The sequence below is a fragment of the Stutzerimonas kunmingensis genome (assembly GCF_900114065.1).
Lineage (GTDB): Bacteria > Pseudomonadota > Gammaproteobacteria > Pseudomonadales > Pseudomonadaceae > Stutzerimonas > Stutzerimonas kunmingensis.
In genome coordinates this window covers 572,178-584,469 of record NZ_FORS01000002.1, presented here as the reverse complement: position 1 = coordinate 584,469, position 12,292 = coordinate 572,178, and the positions used below count along the sequence as shown (strand labels likewise).

Annotated in this window: 8 protein-coding genes; 2 read left to right on the top strand and 6 right to left on the bottom strand. The window is 64.1% G+C overall.

Going from position 1 to position 12,292, the window contains the following annotated elements; genetic code table 11:
- Window positions 1-39 precede the first annotated feature (39 nt).
- Both BM275_RS07200 and BM275_RS07195 read left to right on the top strand, forming a co-directional pair.
- Window positions 40-864: a DODA-type extradiol aromatic ring-opening family dioxygenase gene (locus BM275_RS07200; RefSeq protein ID WP_090520265.1), complete on the top strand. Its 825-nt coding sequence runs from the start codon at window positions 40-42 to the stop codon at window positions 862-864.
- Window positions 865-893: 29 nt separating this feature from the next.
- Entirely contained in the window at window positions 894-1,733 is an 840-nt protein-coding gene (locus BM275_RS07195) for a DUF2218 domain-containing protein (protein WP_090520263.1), read from the top strand.
- Window positions 1,734-1,742: 9 nt separating this feature from the next.
- Here BM275_RS07195 and BM275_RS07190 read toward each other — a convergent pair whose 3' ends face one another.
- The 6 genes from BM275_RS07190 to treZ form a co-directional block, all read right to left on the bottom strand.
- A complete protein-coding gene (locus BM275_RS07190) occupies window positions 1,743-2,594 on the bottom strand; it encodes a M23 family metallopeptidase (RefSeq protein WP_090520261.1) in 852 nt (283 codons plus the stop codon).
- Between the two features lie 440 nt (window positions 2,595-3,034).
- On the bottom strand, window positions 3,035-5,185 hold the full coding sequence (gene glgX / locus BM275_RS07185) for a glycogen debranching protein GlgX (protein WP_090520258.1): 2,151 nt from the start codon (window positions 5,183-5,185) through the stop codon (window positions 3,035-3,037).
- A gap of 98 nt (window positions 5,186-5,283) precedes the next feature.
- Window positions 5,284-5,637 (bottom strand): DUF2934 domain-containing protein, encoded by a 354-nt coding sequence (locus tag BM275_RS07180; protein WP_014820210.1) that lies wholly within the window; start codon window positions 5,635-5,637, stop codon window positions 5,284-5,286.
- A complete protein-coding gene (locus BM275_RS07175; RefSeq protein WP_090520256.1) occupies window positions 5,634-8,444 on the bottom strand; it encodes a malto-oligosyltrehalose synthase in 2,811 nt (936 codons plus the stop codon). Before BM275_RS07175 ends, BM275_RS07180 begins: the two co-directional genes overlap by 4 nt.
- Entirely contained in the window at window positions 8,441-10,516 is a 2,076-nt protein-coding gene (malQ, locus tag BM275_RS07170; RefSeq protein ID WP_090520254.1) for a 4-alpha-glucanotransferase, read from the bottom strand. The genes BM275_RS07175 and malQ overlap by 4 nt, the downstream gene beginning before the upstream one ends.
- Window positions 10,513-12,285 carry a malto-oligosyltrehalose trehalohydrolase gene (gene treZ, locus BM275_RS07165; protein WP_014820213.1) on the bottom strand — a complete coding sequence of 591 codons (1,773 nt, stop codon included), beginning with the start codon at window positions 12,283-12,285 and terminating at the stop codon, window positions 10,513-10,515. The genes malQ and treZ overlap by 4 nt, the downstream gene beginning before the upstream one ends.
- Window positions 12,286-12,292 lie beyond the last annotated feature (7 nt).

Below are 12,292 nucleotides of genomic sequence, written 5' to 3'. Positions count from 1 at the left end.
AGGTCATGCTTTGTCGCACGTCCTTCAGGGAGCCCGATGATGATTGCCAGTGATCCTGCTACCGATCGAACCATGCCGACGCTGTTCGTGCCGCATGGCGCCGGGCCTTGCTTCTTCATGGAGTGGAACCCGCCGACCGCCTGGAACGCCATGGCTGATTTCCTCAGGGGCATCGCCGCGACACTGCCGGCGAAACCGACGGCCATCGTGCTGATTTCCGGGCACTGGCTGCAGTCGACGTTCAGCGTCACCAGCGCTGCGCGGCCGGCATTGGTCTACGACTATCACGGCTTTCCGCCGCACACCTATGAGCTGCGCTATCCGACTGCAGGTGAGCCGCGGCTGGCTGCGCGTATCGCCGGTCTGCTCGAAGACGCTTCGCTCGGTGGCCATGAGGACGCACAGCGCGGCTTCGACCACGGCGTGTTCATCCCGCTGAAGCTGATGTTTCCCGACGCGGATATCCCGGTGGTGCAGCTTTCGTTGCGCAGCGACCTCGACCCGCAGGCACATATCGAGGCCGGTCGTGCCTTGCAGGGCTTGCGCAAGGACGGGGTGCTGATCGTCGGCAGCGGCATGAGCTTTCACAACATGCGTGGCTACGGCGACCCTCGTTTCGCGCCGATCTCCGACGAGTTCGATCATTGGCTGAGCGCTGCGGTCGAAACCGCGCCCGCGCAACGCGACCTCGCGCTGCAAAGCTGGGACCAGGCGCCGTCTGCACGCCTCTGTCATCCGCCGCGCGCCGAGGAACATCTGCTTCCGCTGCTGGTGGCGGCCGGCGCGGGTGGCGACTCCATCGGACGCAAGGTCTTCAGTGACCGCGTCATGCACACCACGCTGTCCGCCTATCGCTTCGGCTGACAGGGCAAATTTCTACAGGAGAACAAGCGATGTATCGATCACATGCCCGTATCGCGGCAGAGAACCCGTTGCGGCTGATCAAGCGGCTGTGCAACCACTGGCGGCACAAGTTTCCCGTGCAACTGGACGAGCAGGGCGGGACCATCGAGCTGCCGATCGGCCGCTGTGATCTGCACGCCGGTGAGGGATACCTGAACGCGCATCTGGAAGCAGCCGATCAGGACAAAGCGCTGCAGTTGCAGAAGGTAGTGGCCGATCACCTGGCGCGTATGGCGGGGGAAGAGCGCCTGCGGATCGACTGGCAATCCGAAGCGGGCCAGCCGCCCGGAGCCGCTGCGAACGCGAACTCGGCGGTCGACTCCAGAAGTCGCTACGGCACGGTTTCGCGAGCATTCCACTGGCTGATGGCACTACTGATCGTCTGGCAGTTTCTCAAGCTCGGCGACCGCATCGCCGAAGGCGAGCACTGGGTCGGGCAGACCCTGGTGCCCTGGCATGTTTCCCTTGGCGCGGTGCTGCTGGTACTGGTAGTGCTGCGCATCGCCTGGGCGGCGAGCCAGCTCAAACAGCGCCCGCCGCATGACCCGGCCACAGCATGGCTGGTCAAGGGCGGTCATCTGGCACTGTACGGCTGCATGTTGCTGATGCCGATCAGCGGTCTGCTGTATCTGATCGGCAATGGCTACGGGGTCAAGGTGTTCGGCCAGCAACTGGTGGAGAAAGGCCCGGAGATCGCCTGGGCCGCCTCGCGCGGCAGCGTGCATTCACCGCTGGCCTGGCTCACCGTTCTGCTGGTGCTCGGGCATATCGGCGCTGCGCTGTATCACCGCCTGGTCAAGCGCGACGACATCATGCAGCGCATGCTCTAGGCCCTGGCTTTACTGACTGCTCAGCGCAAAGTTGGGCAGCGAGCTAACCGGCTGGTTGAAGCGGAAGGGGATCGACAACATCGAGCTGCCATAGGCCTTTTGCACCACGAAGTGCAGGTGTGGTCCGGTGCTGCGGCCGGTGTTGCCGGACTTGCCCAACAGCGTGCCGAGCTTGACCTGCTGCCCTGGCTTGACCCGCACCGATCCGCGGCTCAGATGCAGGTAGGCGCTGTGGGTGCCGTCCTCGTGTTCGATGCGCACGTAGTTGCCGGCCGGGTCGGGAAACCGGCCGCCCTGGCCGTTGCGAATCTTCACCACGGTGCCCGCCCGAGCCGCCACGATAGGGGTGCCGACAGGCATGGCGATATCCACCGCATAACGACCGCTCGGCGAGTTGTGGCTGAAGTCGCCGCCAGCGCCTTGGGAGATGCGGAACGGCCCGCCTTGCCACGGCAGCGCGTACGCCGGCCCTTCGATCGAAACCGAGTCAGGCTGATCCGGCTCCGGCGAGAACAGCATCGCGTAGCTGAACGAATGCTTGAACATTATTGGCCCGCCGGCCTTGCGCTTGCTCAGGGTAGCCACGCGAACGCGGCTGTTGGCCGGTATGGTCTTGCGAATCACACCCTTGCCGACGCCGGCCACGTTGACCATGCGCGTCAGCCGCAAGGTGACCTCGACCGGCACTTCCAGCGTGTTGCTGACGTCCATCGCCTTGCCGCTGCCGGCACGGTTGATGAACAGGCGCACCGAGCCCGGTTTGTCGGCTTTTGCCTGGTTGCTGGCGGCCAAGGCCGGCACCAGAGGTGCCAGCCCGAGCAGGAATAGAAGGGGATACAAAAGCGGTCGCAGAGAGAGCATGACGTGTGATCCATCACGGAAAAGACAAGGCTGCCGGCGACGAGCAGAACGAATCCGTTGGGTTGGTTAGGGGGCCGCGCTGGTTTTGGGACTTGAGTCACGCGATGAGGTTCACTACCGCGTGTCGTTTTTTGCGCGTGGGCGCGGGACTAAGTCTGTGGCGGTACAGGAGCTTTGCGGTCGAGATCGCTCCCACATCCGTTATGGATTTGGCGTGAGGTGGGAAGGGCGTCTATAGCCCGATTTCCGCGCGGCGAAATTCAGGGACGCCAAGCCAGCCGTGCCGCTGAACTGTTGAAGCACCTCTTCGCGGTCGAGGCCTTGCGGCCCCGCCCCACAAAACAAGTTGGTGTGGAAGGGGCAGCAATGGATGCCAGGCACGCGATCCCGGAGAAAGCCAGCATAAGCGCCCCGGCCGCACTGGGCCGAGGCGCATTTGCTCACTCGTCGGACTTGATCAGTTCGAGCAGCAGCAGCGAACGGCCGGTCACGGCGTATTCGTTGTTGAAGTCGAACCGTTCCGGTCGAGCGGTCGGGTGGTTGGTGTCGATCAGGCGATTCCAGTAGATCCCTTGCGGCACCTCCGGCAGCGTGAAGTTCACCAGGTCATGATGCGCGTTTACGATGATCAGCAGCGTTGCGTCGGAGCCTGCACGTCGGATGCCCGTGGGCTGGGCTCGACCGTCAAGCAGCATGCCCATGCAGCGGTTGTGTGCGTCCTCCCACTGCTCGATGGACATTTCCTCCGCATTCGGCGCCAGCCAGGTCACGTCCTTCACACCGAGCTCTTCGTGGTAGGCGCCGACCAGAAAGCGCCCACGGCGAAGCATGGGGAAGCGCTGGCGCAAGCGGATCAGCTTACGAGCGAAACCCAGCAGGCCGTAGCTGTCTTCGCTGATGTCCCAGTTGACCCAGCCGATCTCGCTGTCCTGGCAATAGGCATTGTTGTTGCCGTGCTGTGTTCGGGCGAACTCGTCACCGGCGACGATCATCGGCGTGCCCTGGGAGAACAGCAGCGTGGCGAGGAAATTGCGCATCTGCCGATAGCGCAGCTCGTTGATCTCCGGGTCGTCTGTATGGCCTTCGACGCCATGGTTCCACGACAGGTTGTTGTCGCTGCCGTCGCGGTTGTCTTCGTCGTTGTCCTCGTTGTGCTTGTGGTTGTAGGACACCAGGTCCTTCAACGTGAAGCCGTCATGGGCGGTGACGAAGTTGATCGAGCTGAACGGACGTCGCCCGCGCTGGTTGAACAGGTCGCCGGAGCCGGTGAGACGGCTGGCAAAATCAGCCAGCTGGCCGTCGTCGCCTTTCCAGAACGAGCGCACCGTATCGCGGAACTGGTCGTTCCACTCGGCCCAGCCCGGCGGGAAACCGCCAACCTGATAGCCGCCGGGGCCGCAGTCCCAGGGCTCGGATATCAATTTGGTCTTGGCCAGCACCGGGTCCTGGCGACAGGCGACGAGGAAGCCGTGGCGCTCGTCGAAACCGTCATGCTCGCGGCCGAGAATGGTCGCCAGATCGAAGCGAAAGCCATCCACGTGCATCTCGGTCGCCCAGTAGCGCAGCGAGTCGGTGACCATCTGCAGTACGCACGGGTGGCTCATGTCCAGCGTGTTGCCTGTGCCGGAATCATTGATGTAGTAGCGTTTGTCGTCCGGCATCAGGCGGTAGTACGAGGCGTTGTCGATGCCGCGCATGGAGAGGGTCGGGCCGCGCTCGTTACCCTCGGCGGTGTGGTTGTAGACCACGTCGAGAATCACCTCGAGGTCGGCGTTGTGCAGGTGCGCGACCATCTCCTTGAATTCGGTGATCTTGCCGCTGGCCAGATACTTGGGGTGCGGCGCGAAGAAGGCGATGCTGTTGTAGCCCCAGTAGTTGGCCATGCCTTTTTCGAGCAGATGCTGGTCTTGCACGAAGGCATGGATCGGCAGCAGCTCGATCGAGGAGACGCCAAGCTTGCGGATGTAGTCGATCACTTCCGGCGTCTTGAAGCCGGCGAAGGTGCCGCGCACATCGTCCGCTACCGCCGGATGGCGCATGGTGTAACCGCGCACGTGGGTCTCGTAGATGATCGTCTTGTCCCAGGGCACCTGCACGGGGTGATCGCGGCCCCAGGTAAAGGCCGGATCGATGATCTTGCACTTGGGCACGAAGGGTGCGCTGTCGCGCTCGTCAAAGCTGAGATCGCCGTCAGGGTGGCCAATGGTGTAGCCGAACAGCGCTTCGGACCATTTCAGCTCGCCTACCAGTTGCTTGGCATAGGGGTCGATCAGCAGCTTGTTCGGGTTGAAACGATGGCCGTTCTCCGGGTCGTACGGACCGTATACGCGGTAGCCGTAGATCTGCCCGGGATGCGCATCCGGCAGATAGCCGTGCCAGATCTCATCGGTGTACTCGGGCAACTCGATACGCTCGAGTTCGATCTCGCCGCTGGAGTCGAACAGGCAGAGCTCAACCTTGGTGGCGTGGGCGGAGAAAATGGCGAAATTGACACCCAGGCCGTCCCAGGTTGCCCCGAGAGGGAAGGGCAAGCCCTCACTGATCCTGGACGGGGTCGTAACCTGCGGCACGTAGGGCTTCTTCTTACTCATGAAATCTCCAAAGGCGGATTCCGGATGGCGTGCCGAGGCGGGTGTCGGCGCGGACGATCATTCGACCGATCCGACGCCGACAAGATGCCTGCCGCCGGTCAGCTTTCCTTCTTCGCGCGCGGGGTGCGTGTTTTTTTGATGGTTTCGGGTGTACCGGCCTTGGCATCGGTGCCAGCCTTGGGTGCGGCACGGCTCGCGCGGGGTTTGGCAGCTGGCGCGTCCTTCGCATCCTTCACGTCCTTGGCTTTGGCCTTGGCTTTTGGTGTGGCGTCGGTGGGTTTGGTAGCGGTCTTGCGTGGACGACTGGCGGGTTTGGCATCGGCAGCGCCGTATTCGGCCTCGACCAGCTTGCGCGCCATGGCCCAATGGCGTTCATCTTCCCCTTCCGGGCAACCTTCGGATTGCCAGATCTGATAAGCGAACTCGCGGATACGTTGCTCTTCTGAACTCATTGTTGGGATTCTCCATTTGCGGTCATAGACGTATGCAGGACGGCCGCCGATAGTCCGTCCAGAACGCGCGCAACCTCTAGGCTGGCTTGTTGGGATGAGACTGTCGTTCCGTCGAAAAGTCGCTCGAATTCACTACCGTTTAGCGCCTCGGGCAGTTCGATCCGGGTGTTGCCCCAGCGCTGCGCCGGAATGCTCGGTACTCCACGATCCCCCAGCAGATCCGCTGCCAGCCGCGGCACCACGACTACCACCCACTCGCCTTCCAGCTCGCGGGCGAATGCCAGCAGCTGCTCGGCCTGCTCGCCAGAAACCGCAAGCGGCAGATAGCGGCCTTCGCTGAACAGCCGCGGGTAGCGTCGACGCAGCTGCAGTGTGCGGCGGATCACAGCTTGCTTGATGCGACCGTCGTGCCAGCTTTGCAGCAGCTCATCGAGTGAGGCCGCGCTGGCGAGGCTGTGCTGCCGTGCAGTGAAGTCCACCGGCCGCCGATTGTCGGGATCGACCAGGCTGAAGTCCCAGTACTCGGTGCCCTGATAGAGGTCGGGCACGCCGGGGGTGGTCATGCGCAGCAGACTTTGCACAAGGCTGTTCAACGCACCGGCAGGGGCCAGTTCGGCAGCGGCCGCAGCGATTTCGTCCCGTAATGGTGCACCTTCGCCGGTGAGTAGCAGGTACTCGACGTGCTGGCGGCAGGCGCTTTCGTAATCGCTGTTGGGGTCGCTCCAGGTGGTGCGCAGCTTGGCCTCGCGCAGGGCTTTCTCCTGCCATTGCAGGATGCGTGTGCAGTACTGCTCCATCGCCGCCTTGTCGTCGGCCCGCAGCTCCAGCGGCCAGCTGCCGAGCAGAATCTGGAACAGCATCAGCTCATCGCCGGGCGAGGGCGCCGCACCGTCACCAAGCTGCTGGATGTGGCTGGCACTCATCTCGCGCCAGCGCCGCACCTTGCCGGCAAACCATTCGGCGCGCTCGCTGATTACCGCGATGCGGGCGCGGGTATCCTCGCCACGCTTATGGTCGTGAGTTGCGGTGGTCAGCATGTTGCGCGGGAAGTGCTCGGCGCGTTGCAGGCACTCGTCGTGGAATGCCTGCAATGGCGCGCTGAAGTGTTGCGGGTCGAAGCCGACATCGTTGCGCGACAGCAGAATGCCGGAGCGGTAGCAGGCGGTATCCTCCACGGCCTTCGCCGCAGCCGGCGAGGTCAGCTGCTGGAAGCGTGTGCAGGCGTAACGGCGAATCTTGCGCAGGCTGCGTGGCAGTTGCCGCAGGCTTTCGCCGCCGAGCCAGCGCTGCAGATGCTCGAGCAACGGCCAGTCGGCTTCGCTCAAGGTCGTCTTCGCGCCGTCCAGCGCCTGCTGGAAGAACGGTTCATCGGCCTCGCGGCGTCCCGGTGCGGCAATGTAGGTGCGATACACCGGGAAGTGAATGATCAGCTCCAGCAGGGCGCGGCGAATCGCGCCGAGGGTAATGTCGCGGGTCATCACGTCGCCGCGGGCGACCTGCAAAAGCGACAGGGCGACGGTTTCGAAGTCGCCCGCCAGCGGGCCGGTCAGCACCAGCTGGCGAGCCTGGCGAGCCTCTTCCATGAAATCGGTGGTACGCCCGCTGGTCTCGCTCCACAAGGCGCAGAGCAGCGATTCACCGGCCGGGTCATGCTGCAGCAGCGACACCTGATTCATGAATTCGTAACCGGTGGTGCCGTCCACGCCCCAGTCGTCATGCAGCCGCTCGCCACCGGCGAGAATCTTCTCGACGTAGATCGGCACGTGATCCTGCACCGCGTCCTGCGGGCGCCCGGCATTCAGCCGATCGACACGCCGGCGCAGGCGTCGGCAATAGCCGCGCGGGTCGGCTAGCCCGTCGATATGGTCGATGCGCAGGCCGTCGACCAGGCCATCGCCGATCAGCTCGAAAATCTTGGCGTGGGTTTCCTCGAACACCACCGGACGTTCGACGCGCAGGCCGCCCAGCTCATTGATGTCGAAGAAGCGCCGCCAGTTGATGTCGTCACCCGCGGTCCGCCAGCTGGCCAGCCGATAGTTCTGACGTTCCAGCAGGCTGTGCAGGCGGCGGAAGCCGTCATCGGTAGTGGAGTCGTAGCAATTGAGCGCCTGCTCCAGCGCCTGGCGAGTACTGGCGTCCTGCAGCTGCTCGGCGAGCTCGGTGCGTAGCAAGCGAGCGGCCTGGTACGGCGCGGGCTCGGTCTTCAGAGCATCGAAGTGCTGCGCCAGGGTACGCAGCTGCGGATGATCGGCGGCACGCAACACCTCGCCGTAGCTCGGCGGGGTGATCGGAAAACGGTGCTCGTAATGCTCGGCGTACAGCGAGCCGTTATCAACGTCCAGGCGCAGCTTCACGGTGCCCTGCTGCAGCGCCTCGCCGTAGTCGCTGCCAAGGAAGGGCACCAACAACTGGCCTTCGAGCAGGGGGTCCGGCGAATTCCACTCGATGTCGAAGAACTGCGCGTACGGGCTGCGGCGGCCCCACTCGAGTACGTCCAGCCACCAGGCGTTGCCCGAGCCACCGACAGCCATGTGGTTGGAGACGATGTCGAGGATGAGCCCCATGCCCTTGCCGCGCAGGGCCTCCACCAGACGCTGCAACGCCGGTTCGCCGCCCAGTTCAGGGTTGATGCGGGTCGGGTCGATCACGTCATAGCCGTGCATGGAGCCGGGGCGGGCGGTCAGCAATGGGGACGCATAGATGTGGCTGATGCCGAGTTCCGCGAAGTAGTCGACCAGCGCGGTAGCGTCGTCGAGGGTGAAGTCGCGGTGAAACTGCAATCTCAGGGTTGCGGTTAGGTCTTTCATCGATGCGCAGCTCCACGATGGTTACGACGGGCCTGCGCAAAGGACGCCAGCCGACGGCTACTGGCCGGGCTGTCGAGCAATGTTGCACTGTCGCCGGGATAACGGCGACGCCAGTTGGGATGGGTTTCGACGATGCCGGGCATGTTGGTCTGTTCTTCCAGACCGAGCGCATCTTCCACCGGCACCAGTACCAGCGGCGCGGGCGTGTGCGCCAGGAAGCAGATGGCGGCATCGACCGCCTCCTCGGCGTTCAGCAGCACGTCCGGGTTCTTGCCGCTGTACTCGCACAATGCGCGATTCAGCCCTGCGCGTTCTTTCTCACGCGCTTGCCACTGGGCATCACGGTCCGATTCGGGCACCTGGCCGACCTTGATGCGCCAGTCGATATCGTGACCGTGCCACCAGCCCGTCAGGGTCGGGATATCGTGGGTGGTACTGGTTGCCAGCGCCTGCGCCGGGTACTGGGCAGGCGTCTGGAAATGGCCGTCGTGCTGTTCGAACAGCAGCACCCGCATACCGAGGATCCCCCGTGCCGCGAGTACGTCACGCAGGCCGTGGGGAATGGTGCCGAGGTCTTCGCCGAGGATCACCGCCTGGTGGCGCCAGGCCTCGAGGCAGAGCAGGCGCAGCATGTCGTCGAAGGGGAAGTTGAGGTACACGCCGCGCTTCGGGTCGGCACCGGCGGGTACAACCCAGAGACGCTTCAGGCCCAGCACGTGGTCGATACGCATGCCGCCGGCATGGGCGAGGTTGGCGCGCAGCATTTCGATATAGGCGCGGAAGCCGTTCTGCCGCAGGCCCCAGGGCGAGAAAGCGGAAATGCCCCAGTTCTGGCCATCGCGATTCATGATGTCCGGCGGCGCGCCAACACTCAGCGATGCCAACAGCTCGGCCTGGCGGCTCCAGGCCTGACTGCCGCCGCCATCGGCGCCGACGGCGAGGTCGGAAATCAACCCGATGCGCATGCCGGCACTGCGCGCGGCAACCTGGGCGCGCTCCAGGCCGCGGGCCATCAGCCATTGGCCAAAGGCGTGGTAACTCACCTCATCGGCATGTTCGCGGGCAAAGGCCTCAACAGCCGGGCTGGCGGGATCGCGGTATTCGCTTGGCCAGTCGTTCCAGTGCTGCGTGTGGCCCTGTGCGTCCCGCAGATGAGTGTGCAGAGCTTCAAAGCGGCAGTGGTTTTCCAACGCCTCGCCACCGCTCGCGCGGAAGCTGTCGAAATCCACCTGCAGGGCGTTGCCGCCCTTGCTGAAGTCGTCGAACAGCTGCCGCAACAGGCGATGCCGCGATTGCGCCACGGCCGGCCAGTCGATCAGCTCCAGGCGCTCGAGCCGTTTCAATTCCTCGCCTAACCCGCAAGTCTCGATGGCTTGGCGCAACGGCCGCTCACCAAGGATCGACCCGGGCGCGGCGTGCAGCACGTTGAAGAACAGCCGGCTCGACGGTGAGTAAGGGCTGTACTGGTCGATATGTGCGCCGAACATGGCATGCACTGGGCTGATTCCAAGTGCATCGGCTCCGTGGGCAGCAGCGTTGCTGACCAGCGCCTCCAGTGCCTGGGTGTCGCCCAGGCCACCATCGTCCGCGCGGCGCAGCCCGTATAACTGCACCGTCAGGCCCCAGGCGTCCGCCCCGGCGATCTCGGCAACTGTGGGGCAGGAGAGCGGGGCGATAGCCACGGTCAGCTGATACTTGTCGATGGTCAGCCGGTAGTAGCCGGGCGTGTCGATGGCGGGCAGGCGCGCCTGGTTGTCGAGCGTGCCCTGCTGAACGCCACCATCTTCTGCCTGCAACTCGAAACGACTGGCCGCCGGAAAGTAGGCGGAAAGGTCCAGTACAGCGTGCTGATCGCAGGTCAGCAGCGGCGGCACGCCGCCGTGGTTGTTCTTGTGCGCGAGAATTTCGAGGCTGGCTTCGATATCTGCATCGGTTTCCGCCGCCAGCCCGAGGCAGGTCAGTACGTCACGCAGTACGGCCGGCTCGACCCGTTGTTCGCGGTTGTCGGCATCGACCCAGTCGATGGAGAGCCCGGCGGCTTCCGCCAGGCGGATCAGGGATTCGTCGCTCATTTGGCTTTCTCCAGATACAGCTTGGCCATACGAGGCGGCAATTGGTCGGGCGTGGCATCCAACGCACGGCTGGCGAACAGCAGCTGCGCTGCGCTAGACGAGGCGGGCAGTAGAGCGGCTTGTTCGCCTAGGTTCAGCTCAAGGCGCAGCTGACTGCCATCACCCAGCTGCCAGCGTGCAAGCACAGCGGCATCGCCCAGCACGCTGCAACCGAGAAAGGCGCTACCGGGCAGGCGCGGCACGATCTCGGCATGGCGGATGCTCAGCAGCTGGCGGTACAGCGCATGCCACTCGGCGTGCCCCGGTTGCGTCTGCGCACCGAAGTCCGGCCGCGACTGCTCAAACGTGGATACGGCGTTGGGATCGGGAATGCGCTCGCGGGTGGCTTCGTCGGCGAACTCGGAAAACTCGGCGAATTCGTTGCGGCGGCCTTCACGCACTGCATCGGCCAGCTCGCCGTGATGGCTGGTGAAGAACAGGAAAGGTTGTCGCGAGCCCCATTCCTCGCCCATGAACAACAGCGGGACCATGGGGGAAAGCAGCAGGACGGCGGTGGCAGCCCTGAGCGCGTCGGCATCGGCCAGCGTAACCAGGCGATCGCCAAAGGCGCGGTTGCCGGTCTGGTCATGGTTCTGCAGGAACAGCACGAACGAGGTCGGTGACAGGTGCGCACTGGGCTCGCCACGGGATTCGCCACGGCGGTTGTTCTGCCCCTGGTAGACAAAGCCTTCGCCAAGAAAGCGCGCCAGTTTGCTGGTCGCGTCCTGGTGATAGTCGGCGTAATAGCCCTGGCTTTCGTCGGTGAGCAGCGCATGCAGCACATTGTGGCCGTCATCGTTCCACTGCGCGGTGAAGCCCTGGGTCAGCAGGCTGGCGCGATTGTCCTCGTTCTCCAGCACCAGATGCACATGACGACCGGGTTCCACGGTGGCGTGCACGCGCTCGGCCAGCTCGGTGAGGAAGCTGCGGTCGGGAATGGCATGCACGGCATCGAAGCGCAGCCCGTCGAAGCGGTAGTCCATCAGCCACATCAGCGCGTTGTCGATGAAGAAGTCGCGGACTTCGCGGCGGCGGAAATCGATGCCATCGCCCCAGGGCGTCTGCTGGTCGTGGCGGAAGAAGTGTTTGGCGTAGCGGCCGAGGTAATTGCCGTCCGGGCCGAAGTGGTTGTAGACCACATCGAGAAACACCATCAGGCCGAGGCCGTGGGCGGTATCGATCAGATGCTTTAGATCTTCCGGACTGCCATAGGCCGCTTCCGGCGCGTAGGGCAGAACGCCGTCGTAACCCCAGTTGCGGTCGCCGGGAAACTCGGCGATCGGCATCAGCTCGATGGCCGTCACGCCGAGGTCGGCAAGCCCGGCGAGGTGCTTTTCCATCTCGGCGAAACCGCCATACAGACCGACATGGGTTTCGTACAGCACCGTCTCGTGCCAGGGACGACCGAGCCAGCTGCTGTTGCGCCACAGATAGTTGTCATGGGTATCGACCACCAGGCTCGGCGCATGCACGTCACCCGCCTGCGCCCGCGAGGCGGGGTCGGGCACATGCAGTTCGTCGTCGATGAGAAACCGGTAGAGCGTACCGGCCCCGTAAGGGGCATCGATGCTGAACCAGCCTTCTTCAGTGGCGGTCATCGGCAGCGTTTGTGCGCCTACAACGATCAGACTGACGTTTTGCGCATCGGGCGCCCAGAGTCGGAAGCGGGTGGTCCCGTCTTCCAGCAACTCCGGCCCGTGATGCCCGATATGGGCACGCTGCTTCTGCATTGAACGA